Annotated in this window: 16 protein-coding genes; 12 read left to right on the top strand and 4 right to left on the bottom strand. The window is 41.6% G+C overall.

Features of this window, described 5'->3' with window-relative positions; translation table 11 throughout:
- Window positions 1-931: 931 nt before the first annotated feature.
- Together HNR31_RS03050 and HNR31_RS03045 are read left to right on the top strand one after the other, a co-directional pair.
- The gene (locus tag HNR31_RS03050; RefSeq protein ID WP_181554770.1) at window positions 932-1,441 is read left to right on the top strand and encodes a hypothetical protein; all 510 of its coding nucleotides are present in this window, start codon (window positions 932-934) and stop codon (window positions 1,439-1,441) included.
- Between the two features lie 42 nt (window positions 1,442-1,483).
- Window positions 1,484-1,663: a sporulation protein Cse60 gene (locus HNR31_RS03045; RefSeq protein WP_181554769.1), complete on the top strand. Its 180-nt coding sequence runs from the start codon at window positions 1,484-1,486 to the stop codon at window positions 1,661-1,663.
- An 11-nt stretch (window positions 1,664-1,674) separates the two neighbouring features.
- Here the strand turns inward: HNR31_RS03045 and HNR31_RS03040 are convergent, their stop codons facing one another.
- Window positions 1,675-2,949 carry a BaiN/RdsA family NAD(P)/FAD-dependent oxidoreductase gene (locus HNR31_RS03040; RefSeq protein WP_181554873.1) on the bottom strand — a complete coding sequence of 425 codons (1,275 nt, stop codon included), beginning with the start codon at window positions 2,947-2,949 and terminating at the stop codon, window positions 1,675-1,677.
- A gap of 123 nt (window positions 2,950-3,072) precedes the next feature.
- On the opposite strand from HNR31_RS03040, the gene HNR31_RS03035 reads away from it, so the two are divergent.
- Complete coding sequence (locus HNR31_RS03035) at window positions 3,073-4,701, top strand: putative polysaccharide biosynthesis protein (RefSeq protein WP_181554768.1); 1,629 nt, start codon at window positions 3,073-3,075, stop codon at window positions 4,699-4,701.
- Between the two features lie 16 nt (window positions 4,702-4,717).
- On the opposite strand, the gene HNR31_RS03030 is transcribed toward HNR31_RS03035, so the two are convergent.
- On the bottom strand, window positions 4,718-4,969 hold the full coding sequence (locus HNR31_RS03030; RefSeq protein ID WP_181554767.1) for a hypothetical protein: 252 nt from the start codon (window positions 4,967-4,969) through the stop codon (window positions 4,718-4,720).
- A gap of 109 nt (window positions 4,970-5,078) precedes the next feature.
- On the opposite strand from HNR31_RS03030, the gene HNR31_RS03025 reads away from it, so the two are divergent.
- Window positions 5,079-5,804, top strand: coding sequence for a pseudouridine synthase (locus tag HNR31_RS03025; RefSeq protein ID WP_181554766.1), 726 nt, complete (start codon window positions 5,079-5,081; stop codon window positions 5,802-5,804).
- Window positions 5,805-5,933: 129 nt separating this feature from the next.
- Here HNR31_RS03025 and HNR31_RS03020 read toward each other — a convergent pair whose 3' ends face one another.
- Window positions 5,934-6,155, bottom strand: coding sequence for a DeoR family transcriptional regulator (locus tag HNR31_RS03020; RefSeq protein ID WP_181554765.1), 222 nt, complete (start codon window positions 6,153-6,155; stop codon window positions 5,934-5,936).
- 295 nt (window positions 6,156-6,450) lie between these two features.
- On the opposite strand from HNR31_RS03020, the gene pepV reads away from it, so the two are divergent.
- From pepV to HNR31_RS02980, 8 genes are all read left to right on the top strand, one after another.
- A complete protein-coding gene (gene pepV, locus HNR31_RS03015) occupies window positions 6,451-7,863 on the top strand; it encodes a dipeptidase PepV (RefSeq protein ID WP_181554764.1) in 1,413 nt (470 codons plus the stop codon).
- A 98-nt stretch (window positions 7,864-7,961) separates the two neighbouring features.
- The gene (locus HNR31_RS03010) at window positions 7,962-9,146 is read left to right on the top strand and encodes an MFS transporter (protein WP_181554763.1); all 1,185 of its coding nucleotides are present in this window, start codon (window positions 7,962-7,964) and stop codon (window positions 9,144-9,146) included.
- Between the two features lie 70 nt (window positions 9,147-9,216).
- A complete protein-coding gene (gene thpR / locus HNR31_RS03005; RefSeq protein WP_181554762.1) occupies window positions 9,217-9,789 on the top strand; it encodes an RNA 2',3'-cyclic phosphodiesterase in 573 nt (190 codons plus the stop codon).
- Window positions 9,789-10,190 (top strand): CidA/LrgA family protein, encoded by a 402-nt coding sequence (locus HNR31_RS03000; protein WP_181554761.1) that lies wholly within the window; start codon window positions 9,789-9,791, stop codon window positions 10,188-10,190. The genes thpR and HNR31_RS03000 overlap by 1 nt, the downstream gene beginning before the upstream one ends.
- Window positions 10,190-10,870, top strand: coding sequence for an LrgB family protein (locus tag HNR31_RS02995; protein ID WP_181554760.1), 681 nt, complete (start codon window positions 10,190-10,192; stop codon window positions 10,868-10,870). The genes HNR31_RS03000 and HNR31_RS02995 overlap by 1 nt, the downstream gene beginning before the upstream one ends.
- A 33-nt stretch (window positions 10,871-10,903) precedes the next feature.
- Complete coding sequence (locus tag HNR31_RS02990; RefSeq protein ID WP_181554759.1) at window positions 10,904-11,860, top strand: NERD domain-containing protein; 957 nt, start codon at window positions 10,904-10,906, stop codon at window positions 11,858-11,860.
- A 273-nt stretch (window positions 11,861-12,133) separates the two neighbouring features.
- Window positions 12,134-14,293, top strand: coding sequence for a type I pullulanase (pulA, locus tag HNR31_RS02985; protein ID WP_181554758.1), 2,160 nt, complete (start codon window positions 12,134-12,136; stop codon window positions 14,291-14,293).
- Window positions 14,294-14,414: 121 nt separating this feature from the next.
- On the top strand, window positions 14,415-15,197 hold the full coding sequence (locus HNR31_RS02980) for a phosphotransferase family protein (RefSeq protein ID WP_181554757.1): 783 nt from the start codon (window positions 14,415-14,417) through the stop codon (window positions 15,195-15,197).
- Here HNR31_RS02980 and HNR31_RS02975 read toward each other — a convergent pair.
- Window positions 15,190-15,459: a YtzH-like family protein gene (locus tag HNR31_RS02975; RefSeq protein ID WP_181554756.1), complete on the bottom strand. Its 270-nt coding sequence runs from the start codon at window positions 15,457-15,459 to the stop codon at window positions 15,190-15,192. The two genes, HNR31_RS02980 and HNR31_RS02975, sit on opposite strands and share 8 nt — an antisense overlap.
- Window positions 15,460-15,605 lie beyond the last annotated feature (146 nt).

The following is a 15,605-nucleotide window of genomic DNA, read 5'->3' as shown; positions in this document are numbered from 1 at the left end:
ACTGATGTTTTGTTTGTGATCAATGATGTCAGGGGAGATAGTTTAAAACAGAATTGTCATAAATGGCTCATACGAAGCCATTTCCAGATTAGTAAGCAAGATGGAGAATTTGGTTCAAAAAGTTACATGCTTGCATGACAAAAGAGGACCACTCCATATGAAATCGAAATCATTTTTGAAAGAAAGCGTTTTATCTGGTTTTACTATCCATTCTTTCTCTCTTCCTCGCAAATTCTCTTTCTTTTGCTTTGTCTATTTTGCCTCTTGTCATTGTGCTAGCTTTGCTTGTTGCGGAGGTAACGGAATTGAATGAAAATGGGATATACGCATCTCTTGAATTGTCATACTATCCCTCTTTTTTTGTTGTTTCCATCTGTGTGGATGATGTAGGGTACTGTGAAGGAAAAGTTTTAGCCAAAGTCAATCTGTTGCCATTCGTTCAAGAATGTCTAAGATTTATGCAATTGATTGATAGTCTTTGGTTCGAATTATTATTTGCTAAATAACACGTTTCTATTACTCTGAATGGCATTAGTTATTTCTTCATACATACATGAAACCGAGCTAAGGTTCATCATATTAATGAAGAGGAAAAGGCTTAAATACGCTTGAGAACTGGGATTTCAGACTCTAAGAATTGAAAAACTTCCTAAATTGAAGTGATTGTAGATTCTCTAAACCGTCTTTTTTATATAAATTAACGGCCTGTTTATACATATGAAGGTTATATGGCAGCTTCCTGATGTACCGAATTAGTAAAAAGAAAGTGAAGTTTGGAAGAAATCGCCTCTCGCTGATTGTTCTTTTGAAACAATATTGTAGTATACGTTGTCTATTTCGGCTTATTAACTTCATTGATTTTTATTTTTTATTAAATCTATAAAGGAGTTTTGGAGAGAGAGGAAAAAGATTTTTAATAGGGGGGATAAAAATGGAAAAGAATGATGCTTTATTATTGTTTTTAAAAATCTCTCTTCATCGTATGTATGAACATTATTTACCCAAGCTATTGCAGGCTCTTCAAGTTTTGAGCAGAGAGGAACTTTGGATGCGTGAAGCGAAAGGGATGAATGCCATAGGGGGAATTGTTCTTCATATATGTGAACATATTCGAAGAAATACGTTACAGTCGAAAAATCTGACAATCACATTTTCAAAAGGGATCGAAGAATATTTTCCGGATTTTGATTGGACATCGGATAAATTATGTGAATATGTTCAAAAAACATTCGATGAATGGCAAGATGAAATGATCGCATGTATTGCCAATTTTCATCATAGGAAAATCGATGTACATCGCTTATATCATCTTGTCGAACACACCGCTTATCATCTTGGGCAAGTTATTGATCGTGTGAAACGAATAAAGGAGATTTCTTTTCAGTTTTGTCAAAAAGGATTAAATGAACAAGTATTAAGGGAGATGATTGAAAAAAATTAAATCAAACCATATGTCTTGCTTCGGGTAGAGGAGGAGTGGGCAATGTACAAAGTGAAAGTATTCGATGAAGAGCATGAAAAAGATTTGGAACGCGCGGTGAATGCATTTTTGGCAGGGTTAAAAGAGGGACAGCTGATTGATATTAAATACGAAGTGGCGTTGATGGAATCAGAGGGGGAGCAAATTTATTGCTTTTCGGCAATGGTCATTTATCGAGCCTAACCGAAATACGGTTAGGCCCTGTTCGTTAGCGCATGTTTGGCTGCGTTCATTCCGGCAAGTCTTCCAGTGACGAGGGCGGCAGTGATGTTATACCCACCAGTGTAGCCGTGAATGTCTAAAATTTCTCCACAAAAATAAAGCCCCTCCATCAATTTGGATGACATTTCTTTCGGATGAATTTCTTTTACAGACACGCCGCCACCGGTGACGAATGCTTTTTCAATTGGCAATGTGCCATGCACGTGGAATTGAAATTGCTTGCAGTCGCGTACGAATAAGCGCACCTTTTCGTGTGACAGCGTACCTGCCAGTGTTTGCGGGTCGATTTCGTTTTTCTCTAACAAAAATAGCAAATACCGCTCTGGTAGAATCCCTTTTACAACATTTTTTACCGCTTTTTTTGGCTCGGCTTTGAGCCTGCTTACGATGGACTGAAATATTTCTTCAGCGTTTTTGTCGGGTATGGCATCAATACTCATTGTGACGTAGCCAGTTTGATATTTTTTTAACGCCTTCACAACAAATTGGCTACAACGAAGTGCTGCAGGACCAGAAATGCCGAAATGAGTAAAAATCATATCCATCCGATGAGCAATGATTGGTTTCCCTTTCGGATCTAACACGCTTAACGCCACATCTCGGAGCGAAAGACCTTGTAATGTTCTTTGTTGAATAAACGGTTCTTTTGATGTAATAGGAACTTCAGTTGGAAATAACTCTGTTACAGTATGTCCTGCTTTTTCTGCCCAGGCGTAGCCGTCCCCGGTTGAGCCTGTCTGTGGAACGGATTTGCCGCCAACAGCCACGACGACACATTTGGCAGAAATAAATTCTCCTGTTTTTAACGTAATGCCAACGATTTTTCCATTTTCGTATTCGACGTCTGCCACCGGTGTGTTCACTCGAATGTCTACGTTTAATTTTTTTAGTTGATTGATAAGCGCGTTTACTACCGACTGCGCGTTATCCGTTACAGGAAACATCCGACCGTGGTCCTCTTCTTTTAAACGAATGCCAAGACGTTCAAAAAAGCGAATAATGTCCTCATTGTTAAACACAGAAAACGCGCTGTATAAAAACCGGCCGTTTCCGGGAATATGTTTGATGATTTCGTCGACAGGCAAACGATTTGTCACATTGCACCGTCCACCCCCGGAAATGGCGAGTTTGCGCCCAAGCTTGTCTCCTTTATCGACGAGAAGCACCTTTGCTCCTTGCTCTGCTGCGGCAATCCCTGCCATTAATCCAGACGGGCCGCCGCCGATAACAATAACATCATATGTCACTTGCTTCACCAGCCTTTCTTTCTCTATTATAGTCAAGAGAAGAAAATTTCTCGACTAGATAACGATTATGATAAAATACAGTAGTTATCGTTTTAAAAGCTGTCATACTAGGGAAGGGATATTATGTCATCTTCAAAATTGCTGCGTGGAACGTTTATTTTGACGTTAGGTGTAATGTTGTCGCGCATTCTCGGGTTAGTGTATGTAATTCCGTTTCATCCGCTCGTTGGAGAGCGAGGTGGAGCACTTTATTCGTATGGATACGTGCCTTACCAAATTTTTATTAGCCTTGCTACGGCGGGGGTGCCGCTTGCTGTTTCGAAATTTGTGTCGAAATATAACGCATTAGGGGAGTATCGCACCGGCTATCGGTTATTCCGTTCCGGACTATTATTAATGACGATAACGGGTATCGTAGCGTGTATTGTTCTCTATATGATCGCTCCTTGGATTGCACCATTCGTGATTGAGGAGCAAGTGAAAGGGAATTCCGTTCACGATGTTGTCACTGTTATTCGCGCAGTTAGTTTCGCTCTTATCATTGTGCCTGTGATGAGTTTAATACGCGGCTTTTTCCAAGGCCATGAATCGATGGGCCCGACTGCTTTATCGCAAGTCGTTGAACAGTTTGTCCGCATTATTTTTTTGCTTGCCAGCTGTTATATTGTGCTGCGCGTGATGCACGGATCGCTAGTGACGGCAATTAGTTTAGCTACATTTGCGGCATTTGTTGGCGCTTTGGGAGGACTTGCGGTCTTAATTTGGTATTGGTGGAAACGGAAAGCACATCTAAACGAGCTGCTGGCGCAAGATCGCGGACAGCTTCATCCTCCTTTAAAAGAGATGTATAAGGAATTAATCATGTACGCAGCTCCATTTGTGTTTGTAGGGCTAGCTACTCCGCTTTATCAGCTCATTGACCAGTTTACGTTTAACCGGGCGATGGCGAGCATAGGGCTTGCGAAAATTTCCGAAGAAGCGTATTCCATTTTTAATTTATGGGCGCAAAAACTTGTCATTATTCCGGTGACGCTTGCGACATCATTTGGGCTAACACTCATTCCAACGATTACGAAAGCGTATGTTGCCGACGACCGGAAATCGTTGCGGAAATATTTGAACCAAACATTCCAAGTTGTCATGTTTTTAACAGTGCCTGCGGTGGTAGGAATGGCAATCTTGGCAGAGCCGGTGTATGCGGCGTTTTACAGCTATGATCCGCTCGGCGAGCAGGTGCTGCGCTGGTATGCGCCGACGGCAATTTTATTTGCCATGTTTTCTGTCACAGCGGCGGTATTGCAAGGAATCAACCAGCAGCGCTTTACTGTCATTAGCTTGACGCTTGGGTTATTGATAAAGCTTTTGCTAAACACGTTCCTTATTACAAAGTTTGCGACAATTGGAGCGGTTTTAGCGACGACATTGGGCTATTTTGTTTCCGTTCTGTTTAATTTATGGATTATTAAAAAATACACCAATTATCGATACGGATTTGTGTTTCGGCGAACGGTGTTAATCGGTATTTTTACAACGATTATGTCTATTTTCGTTGCACTTGCGTTACCTTTATTAGAAGCGTTGTTGCATTATAAAGGTGGAAGATTTGATTCGATGGTCATCGTAGTGGTGGGTGCGCTCATTGGAGCGGGAGTTTATTTCTTTATTAGCGAACGCTCAGGGCTGCTTACATCTTTGTTTGGAAATCGCTTCGCGTTTTTACAACGAAAAAAAGCAAAGAAGGCTGTTTCGTAACAGCCTTCTTTGCACATTAAAAGCTGCCGCCTGTGTACGGAAGACCAAGTTGACGTTCTACTCGCTGCAAGCGTTGATTTAAGCGATTTAAGCGCTCCGTATGACGCTCAAGTGTTCTTTCGATGCGGTTTAAGCGCTGTTCGAGGTTTCCTGGATAGGATGGATAACCAGGAGTACCACCAGGATAGCCGCCAGGGGTGCCGCCAGGATAGCCTGGAACCCCTCCGGGATATTGGGAAGGACTTGGTTGTTGACGATAGTCTGTCATCTGCAAAGCTCCTTTCTGTTTTTTCTTAAGTAGTGTATGTCATAGGGATAAAAGCGGATTAGACGAATGCCTAACAAGGAAAAAATTTTATGAGAGGATGGAAGAATCATTGAGTCTGCGAATTGATAAGCTTTTGGCAAATATGGGATATGGGACGCGTAAAGAAGTAAAAAAATTATTGAAATCAGGAGTTGTTAAAGTTGATGACATAATCGTGAAAGATCCGAAGACACAAGTGAATCCGAAAGAGCAAGTCGTTACGGTATGGGGCGAAGAGGTGGAGTATAAAGAGTTTATTTATTTAATGATGAATAAACCGCCGGGAGTGATTTCAGCGACGGAGGATATGGTGGAAGAAACGGTAGTGGATTTGTTGGAGGAAGAGGATCGGGTGTTTGCGCCGTTTCCTGTGGGACGCTTAGATAAAGATACGGAAGGCTTATTGTTGTTAACAAATGACGGGCAACTGGCACATCAGCTGCTGTCGCCGAAAAAACATGTGCCGAAAACGTATTTTGCTGTCATTGACGGGGAAGTGACAGAGGAAGACGTAGCTGCATTCCGTCGAGGGATCGTTCTTGATGACGGGTATGAGACGAAACCAGCTGAATTAGTTATTTTAAAAGCGGGACTTCGTTCGGATGTGGAAGTCACGATTACAGAAGGAAAGTTTCATCAAGTGAAGCGAATGTTTCAAGCGGTGGGAAAACGTGTTGTATACTTAAAACGGATTCAAATGGGGCCGCTTTCCCTTGATCCGTCCCTAGAGCCCGGTGAATATCGCGAATTGACGGAAGAAGAAATTGATATGTTAAAGCAACCACAAACATATTAACAAAAAAAGGGAACCTTTCCAAAAAAGGTTCCTTTTTATATCAAATGCTTATAATCTGCTTTTTTATGGAGTATTGAGGCTAACCATGTTTGTTTCAATAACCTCTCACCTTTCTCTCTCTCATACCAGCTAAGAGGACATTCTCACCTTCTTATTGGTCGTCGTCCATTTGCCTTTGCTAGGGCTGCGAACTAGGTCGTTGTACGCTAACACGTTTAAATCACGCTGAATGGTTCTTGGAGTGATACCAAATTCATCGACGAGTTCCTGGGTTGTGACAGTCCCTCTCTCGTTAATGAACATGTAGACAGATTTAATACGCGTTAGCATGCGATGAGTTGAAGGTTTCAAGAGATCACTCCCTATCATTACTTAATTCGCATGGCACAACATTGCTGCTTCTAAGATGAGAGATTATTTCTAGATGTCTGTTTCTTCTGTCTATTGTATATTGTACACGAATATAAGAGAAAAATGCTACCTATTTGCTGATATTCACAAAATATTTAAATATCTTTTTATATTCCCTTAATGTTATTGTAATGAAAGAAAAAGCAACGAAAACTTTTTACCAAGCTTTGACTTTTTTTATTGTTTTATGATACGTTGGCGAGGAAGGGAATTGAAAAAGAGGAAGGGGTTTATGATGAAAGTCAACTGGATGGAAGAAGTGGAAAAACGAAAAGATGATTTGATTCGTGATACCCAAACATTGCTGCGCATTCCGAGCGTGCTCGATGAAGAACGTGCGACAGCAGAAGCACCGCTTGGACAAGGAGTGTATGAAGCGTTGCAATTTTTGCTGAAACGCGGGCAAGAAGAAGGATTCATTGCCAAAAATGTCGATGGCTTAGCAGGGCATCTAGAAATGGGGCAAGGAGATGAACTGATCGGCGTTTTATGCCATGTTGACGTTGTTCCCCCAGGAGATGGATGGACGAGCGATCCGTTTGCGGCTGAAATTCGGGATGGAAAAATATATGCTCGTGGTGCGATTGACGATAAAGGGCCAACGATGGCAGCATTTTACGCGATGAAAATTGTTAAAGAGCTTAACTTGCCATTGAGTAAGCGAGTGCGTATGATTATTGGCACTGATGAAGAAAGCAAGTGGCGCTGTGTTGATCATTATTTTAAGCATGAAGAAATGCCAACGATGGGATTTGCACCAGATGCTGATTTTCCGATTATTTATGCGGAAAAAGGAATTGTAGATGTTGATTTGCAGCAAAAACTGACCGCAACGAACGAAGGTGGAGAAATTCAGCTTCAATCATTAAGCGCCGGAAGACGATATAATATGGTACCTGATTTTGCAGAGGCAGTGTTGTTGGTGGAAGGGGAACGTGACGCTGAGATTGAGCAACGTTTTCGTCAATTTCTCGATGAAACTGGTTTAAACGGAAACGTTTTATTGAATGAGCATACGGTAACGCTCCAGCTTGAGGGAGTTTCTGCCCATGCGATGGAACCGGATAACGGGAAAAATGCAGGGCTATTGCTCGTGAGCTTTTTAGCGAAAATGTCGCTCGATAAACATGCCCAATCATTTATTCGCTTTCTCAATGAATATTTTGTCGGTGATTCTCGCGGTAAAACGATTGGAATTTCATATTCAGATGACATTACAGGTGATTTAACCGTCAATGTCGGGATTCTGGCTTATAATCAAGAGTCAGGTGGAAAAATCGGCATTAACTTACGTTATCCAGTCACAAATGATATCGAAAAGACGAAGCGCACGATGGAACAGTTGGCGGCAGAACACGGATTTGCGCTCGAAAACTTCAGTGATTCAAAGCCGCATCACATTGACCAAAATCATGCTCTTGTTCAAACACTGCAGCGGGTGTACGAGGAACAAACGGGAGAACAAGCTACACTCCTTTCGATCGGAGGGGGCACGTACGCTCGCTCGCTTCAGGCTGGAGTGGCGTTTGGACCACTTTTCCCAGGAAGACAAGATGTAGCACATCAAAAAGATGAATATATTATCATTGATGATTTGCTAAAAGTCACGGCGATTTATGCGCAGGCGATTTATGAACTAGCGAAGTGAAAAAGTTCCTAAAATATGTTATGATAAAGAAAAAAAGTGATGAGTACCGCTCCATGTAGAGCGGTGCTTTTTCTGAGAACGAAGGGATGCAGAGCAACATGGAGGTAGCATTAAAACGAGGGGAATCATCGAACAAAACAACTTTTCAATTATTTTATTTTTTAATATTTTTTGGATTTGGATCGCTGTTTCCGCTTTTGTCCGTGTATTTGCAAGAAGATGTTGGACTTTCAGGGACGGAAATCGGTGCAATCATGTCGATTAGCCCAATTGTGATGATTTTTGTACAGCCTGTTTGGGGAATGATTAGCGATTATACGCGCAAACCGGTTGCTGTGTTAGTAATTTCCTTACTCAGTACCGCTTTGATTGGTTTTCTCTATTCTTCTGTTCATCAGTATGGTTGGCTTCTTATTGTGGCGGCTTTGTTAGCGTTTACGCAAAGCGCGATTGTTCCGATTTCTGACAGTATTACATTAAATTATGTGCAAAAAATAGAAGGAAGCTACGGTTCGATTCGTTTATGGGGTTCAATTGGATTTGCGCTGGCTGTCCTTATAGGAGGTTGGTTGTCAGATCGGTTTTCACTTGTTGCGATTTTCTATATATTTGCTTTCATCTTATTATTGTCTGCTATGCTTGCTTGGAGATTACCGCGCGAGAGCCAAGCGATGAAAGTGGAAATTGGCCGCGGAATGGTACAGTTGTTTCGAATTCCGAGATTTGTTTTATTTTTAGTGACGACGTTTCTTGTATTCGGTCCGATTTATGCCAACAATTTTTATTTTGGTGTGTTTATAAAGGAAATCGGAGGAACATTGACAGGAATCGGATTCGCATTTTTACTTGCGGCGGGAAGCGAGGCGCCGTTTATGAAAATCACCGATGGCCTCATTCGCCGTTATGGAACAGTAGCGATTTTAATTTTTGCTGCCACGATTTCTGCATTACGCTGGATGTTTTATTTTTTTGAACCATCTCTTACTCTTGTGTATATGACAACGATTGTTCAAGGATTTTCTGTTGGTTTGTTCATTCCGGCTGCGTTACAATATGTGCGTGAGCTTGCTCCCGATCACGTCAGGGTAACAGCGGTTTCACTATATTCTGCTGTTGGGAATGGATTGGGAAGCTGGTTTTGTACGTTTGCAGGCGGTTATATTCTTGACTATTATCATATTGGATACGTCTATTTATTCTTTAGCGTGTTAACGTTTATCGGATTGGTCATATTAGGCACGATGATGATGAAAGAACGAAGAAATGTACCGGATGTCTCGTAAAGAGATGTCCTTTTTTCATAGGAGAAAATTTGATAAAATTGAGGAAATTATCTTAGAGAGAAGGGGACGTATGGGAAACACGCATTATTTTCTGGCTGTACCTTTAACGAGTGAGGTCAAGGAACAGTTAGCCAAGTGGCAAAAAACGGTGGCATTACATTTTCCGTTTCGTACATGGGTACATCAGGAAGATTATCATATTACATTAGCCTTTTTAGGCGCCGTTTCGCCCAAGCAGTTAGAAGCGGTTCGTAAGGCAATATGCAAAGTAGCCAATACGCATGCCCCGTTTACGCTATCGCTTGCAACGCTCAGGACATTTGGAAATCCCATTGCGCCCCGCATTTTATGGCAAGGGGTAGAAAAAGAGGAGAAGTTAATGGTGCTGCAACGCGATGTATATACGGCATGTGTTGAAATTGGTTTTTCGCTAGACAAACGACCATTTATTCCACATATTACCGTTGCGCGCAAATGGCGAGGAGACGATGAGTTTCGTTTAGAGGAGATGAGAAAGATGGGGGAAAGTCGAGGGAGTTTTGAGGTTCGGCATGTTGTTCTTTATCAAACGCACTTAGACCGAACGCCGAAGTACGAAGCAATTGCTTTGTTTCCTCTTTTAGGTGAGAAAGGAGAAAGATGATGAAACGAGCTATTGTTGTTATCTTGCAAATTGCTGGTTTATACGGATTTTATCTTATCGGCACATGGATACAACACTTGTTTCATCTTCTGATTCCCGGCAGCATTATTGGAATGATACTATTGTTTCTTCTTCTTATCACCAACATTATAAAAGAAGAATGGCTTGGACAAGGAGGAAAGTTTTTATTAGCCCATTTGCCGTTGTTATTTGTACCGGCTACTGTCGGCGTTATTGAGTATATTTCGTTATTTCAAGGACAAGGGGTGCTGTCTATTGTTGATGTCATTGTCAGTACGATAATCGTAATGGTATTGTCAGGAGCGATTGGGCAATGGAGGGCGAGAAAAGAAACAGCTTCTCCATTAGGCAATAAAGTGTCAAGGGGGATGGAAGGATAATGGGAAATGCGCTGTTGTTTATTTTCGTAACAGTTGTCATTTATTATATGATGAAAAAAGTATATGCCCGTTTTTATACTCCCCTTCTTTCGCCGATTGTAACGACAACATTGATAATTGTAGTCATTCTTTTGACAGTTCATCTTCCGTATGAAGTATACATGGAAGGGGGAAAATGGATTGGTGGATTGCTTGGACCAGCGGTTGTGGCACTCGCGTTTCCCCTCTATCAATATCGCCAAACTTTGAAACGATTTTTTTGGCCTGTTGTTCAAGCCGTTTTGGCAGGAACAGTAGTCGGCATACTAAGCGGTGCATTGTTTGCATATGTTTTCCACCTTAATCAAAAGCTCTTTTTATCCCTTCTTCCAAAATCGGTTACTTCGCCAGTAGCGATGGATATTGCGAAAGCGATTGGCGGCATTCCAACATTAGCGGCGGTATATGTGATGATTGCGGGGATATTTGGAGCGATTTTTGGTCCTTCGTTGCTACGCATGTTCAACATTACACATCCGCTTGGTGTCGGAATCGGATTAGGGAGTGCTTCGCATGGAATCGGTACGGTGAAAGCATTGGAAATAGGAAAAGAAGAGGCAGCGATTAGCTCAATTGCGATGACATTAAGCGCCGTTTTTGCTGCTTTACTTTGCCCGTTTTTTGTTGCTGTTTTATTATAAAAAGTAGTAAAAAGTTCATCGGGGGTTGCTTGTGTGGGACAATTAATCAAGCTTCAAGATTATATTTCTAGATATGAAACGGATGTATATCGCTATGCTAGCGAGTTTATTCGGTTAAAGAAAAAACATTGGAAGAACGTAAAAGAAGCGTGGGAAAGAGGGGAGGTCAATCATTACACTCCTTCCTTACCTGATTCAACGTGGGATTGGATTGAAGAAAAACCATCATTTTTTGAGAGAATGAAAAATTGGTTCCAACGGCGTTCACCGGAAGAAAAAGAGGAGTCGATTGAGAAGGAACAGGATCAAGAGGAAGAATTATTTTTGTCATTTACAACAGAGCCGAGAACGCTCGATGAGTTAAAAATATTATTTTTAGAAAAAGTGTTTCAGCTGCAAATGAAATGGGCGAGTTCCACCTTAAAGCATGAGTCGATTGTTGACAAAAAATTTTATTACGAGGAGCCGCTCCAATATTTTCTACAACGCTTTCCAGATACGTATTTATGTTTATATAAGCCTGTATTTTTGGTGAAAAATGCTCCTGTCGAGGGAGAAATCATTTTATTAAGTCCGACGATGACGTGGTGCATGACATTTGCTGAGGGAGAAAAAGATAACATTATCATCGGTTCTCCTGAGCGCTTCTGGACAGAAGTAACGAATAGAGGAGAAAAACGAATGCTTAATCCATTAATGGGATTACAACGAATGGAGAAAATTGTGAGAAGTATATATGAACGGCATCAGATTGAGTTGCCAATTAAAAAAGTTATCCTCAATCGTTATGGGTATATTGATTACCGTTATGCGCCAAGCGATGTTCAATTGATTGACAAGCGCCACTATGAACAATGGTTCTCCTCGCTAAGAAATTTAACCGCACCATTAAAGCATGTGCAATTAAAGGCTGCGTCATATTTGTTGCGTCATTGTTATAGTCATTATTATGAGCGTGTCGAGTGGCACGAAGAGGAGGAAAAGGTGTGAGCAATCACACCTTTTCCATCGATGAAGGACGGGAAGGCGGTTTTCCGAGGAAATAGCGTTGTGAGAAATGAATGAAGATGGGGCGGCAATTTTAATATTGCTTCTTCCTTTAAGTTAAAGAGGGATAACGTTGGAATAATTCCTGCTTTTATTCATAGCGAATCCGTGATCTCGTCTCCATCGACTTGGATATTCTCCTTTTTCGGTAATCATAATTCAGGTGTTTGTTGTCGGTTTAGCTAGAGCACGATGTGAGTCTAGGAGGTGAAAATTTTGCTTAACGTACATCGAACATTCGAAGCGTATATAGATAGGATGAACACGATTACGATTTTAGTGCCCAAATCGTATCATCGAGGAAAGTTGAAAGCGTTTACGATTGAAAATCCGAATCACGAACTGTGTGCTTTGCGCATTCATAAAGAGACAGATTTATCGACGAGGATGAAATATGAATGTCGCATTGATGTTCCGATCGAAATCGGACAACATTATCTCATTTATGATGAATACGGAGCGTTTACCGACCTACAAATTGGTGCTGTCATCCGAACGAAAGAGTTTGATGAACAATTTTTTTACAATGGAAATGATCTTGGAGTCATCTATACACGACAACAAACGACCTTTAAGCTATGGGCACCGACAGCAACAGAAGTAAAGTTAAAACTGCTTGAACCAAAGACGGGAAAAGAAGAACATATTCCGCTTGAACGCACGGAAAGAGGAGTGTGGACCGTTACTGTTTTCCGCGATATAGAAGGAATGCATTACAATTATTTAGTGTGTGTAAACCTTGTTTGGCGTGAAGCGGTCGATCCGTATGCGGTCGCTGTTTCGATGAACGGGGAATACGGAGTAATTGTCGATTTAACAAAGACTCATATCCCTAAGCCTTCGTTGCCACCGTTATTGTCGCCGACTGATGCGATCATTTACGAGGCCCATATTCGCGATTTTACGATTCATCCCGATAGCGGTATTGTCCATAAAGGAATGTATTTAGGCTTGACCGAGCTCGGAACAACGGGGCCAAACAATACTGTTACAGGTCTTTCGTATATAAAAGAACTCGGGATTACTCATGTGGAACTGCTTCCGTTCAATGACTTTGCCGGAGTGGACGAAGGTCAGCCAAATCAACAATATAATTGGGGATATAATCCTCTTCATTACAACGTTCCTGAAGGAAGCTATGCAACTGACCCTGCTGATCCGTACGCTCGGATTTACGAACTAAAAAAAGCGATCCGAACGCTGCAAGAAAACGGAATTCGTGTCATTATGGACGTCGTCTATAATCATGTATATATTCGTGAACAATCGTCGTTTGAAAAAATTGTTCCCGGTTATTATTTTCGGCATGATGAACATGGTTTGCCATCAAACGGAACAGGTGTCGGAAACGATATTGCCTCAGAGCGAAAGATGGTGCGGAAATTTATTGTCGATTCCATACGGTTTTGGATGGAAGAGTATCATGTTGATGGATTTCGCTTTGATTTAATGGGGATTCTAGATATCGAAACGATGAAAGAAATTTGCAGCGTCGTCCATTCGATCGACCCGTCTGCCCTTTTATTAGGAGAAGGCTGGGATTTACCAACCCCGCTTCCTTCTGAACAAAAGGCAACGTTGCAAAACGCTGACAAACTTCCAGACATTGCTTACTTTAATGATCGATTTCGCGATAGCATAAAAGGCAGTGCGTTTTCCGTTGCGGATCAAGGTTTTGTCCTTGGCGACTGCGCGTATCGGGAGAGAATAAAAGAGATGATTGCCGGAAGTGTGCGTACTGGAACAGGTCAAGGATTGTTTTTCGCTCCAACACAAACGATTAATTATGTGGAGTCGCACGACAACCATACGTTTTGGGACAAAATGATGATAGCGAATGGTCACGAAAGCGAAGCGGTGAGAAAAAAACGACAAAAACTAGCGACTGCAATGGTTCTGTTATCGCAGGGAATTCCGTTTTTGCATAGCGGACAAGAATTTTATCGGACAAAACAGGGGATCGAAAATAGCTATAATGCCCCAGATGAGATTAATCAGCTGGATTGGAAGCGAAAAAGCGAGCATGAAGAGGATGTTCGCTACATTCAAGGATTGATTCGGTTGCGGAATGAGCATCGCGCCTTTCGATTGGCAACTGCTGCTGAGATCCGTGCTCACCTTCTGTTTTTAGAGCCGATGCCTCCCTCCATCATTGCTTATCAACTTCATCATGTGCAAGCATATGGACGATGGAGCGATATTATCGTAATTCATCATAATCAAGAAACGAAGGAGCGTGTGTTCCTGCCGGACGAAGATGAATGGCATGTCGTATGTGACGGAAAACGCAGCGGCATTGATCCATTGTTTTCTGTTCAAAAGGAAATGGAGATCGATGGAGTTGCGACATTTGTCCTTGTTAAAACAGGATCGTAGGACTTTTACTTGACGAGAAAAGCAAATCGCATATAAAATCTAGTAAGACAGCTATTGTCTGAAAACAAGAAATCAGGTGATTGCTGTCTTTTATTTTTTATAAGTTGAAGGTGAACTTGCTTTGGAACAGTTACTAGGAAAGGAGTGGGAAATCACTCCTGCTGGCGGGGCTACTGGAGATGCATATTTTGCGCAATATGAGGGACGAAAGCTGTTTTTAAAACGCAATTCTTCGCCGTTTCTTGCCGTTTTGTCAGCAGAGGGAATCGTCCCAAAGCTTGTCTGGACGAAGCGGATGGAAAATGGCGATGTCATTACAGCTCAACAGTGGCTGAATGGAAGAGAATTAAAACCGCATGACATGGGAAGTGAACAAGTCGCAAGTTTATTGCGAAAAATTCATCGTTCCCAAGACTTAGTGGCGATGCTCAAACGGTTAGGAAAGACCCCACTACTTCCAGAGGTGATGGTCGATAAACTAAAAGAGCGAATGTCTCGTCATTCGTTCGATGAGCCCATTGTCAAACAAGCCTTGGTGTGGCTCGAACAAAATTTACCTTCGATTCAAAACGAGGAGTTTGTTGTTTGTCATTGTGACATTAATCATAACAATTGGTTACTTTCCGAAGATGGAAGGTTGTATTTAATTGACTGGGATGGAGCGATGATCGCCGATCCGGCGATTGACATCGGCATGTTGTTATATTCTTACATCCCTGAAGACAAGTGGGAAGGTTGGCTTCAGCTTTACGGGCTTGAATTGACAGACGATTTACGTTTTCGAATGAAATGGTATGTAGTGGCACAAACGTTATATTCGCTTGCTTGGCAAAAAGAGAAGAATGTAAAAAAGGAAATGCAACAGTCATTGCATTTCCTCGAGGACATTTTGTCCTTTACGTAAGCTGATTGACCCATTCAGATAATTGTTGTTGGTGAGAGAGAATATGGGAATCTAAGTCAGTGCTATATTTTCCGTTTTGTCCATAGGCATAAATGTCCGGCAAAACGCTTTTTACATGTGCACCGACTTGTTCATTTCCCAACAATGATCTGACAAGGCGTTCGATTTGTTCACATTCGGAAACGGTGCCGCAACAATCGGTTTGATGATTAGATAAAATATCTTTTAATATCACCATTTGATGCTTATGATTGAGTGGCATACACAACCACCATCCTTTTTGTGAAAAGGTCTGTGTTTATTGATTAATGTGCGCTTGTGACGAAAAATTTATACCACTTTCTCGCAGTCGTGAATACGGCTGTTTTTTATTTTGCTATCTTGCGCTTTTGCCGCTATTCATGATAT

This window comes from Thermaerobacillus caldiproteolyticus (genome assembly GCF_013761245.1).
GTDB classification, from domain to species: Bacteria; Bacillota; Bacilli; order Bacillales; family Anoxybacillaceae; genus Thermaerobacillus; species Thermaerobacillus caldiproteolyticus.
This window is presented reverse-complemented; position numbering and strand designations above follow the sequence as displayed.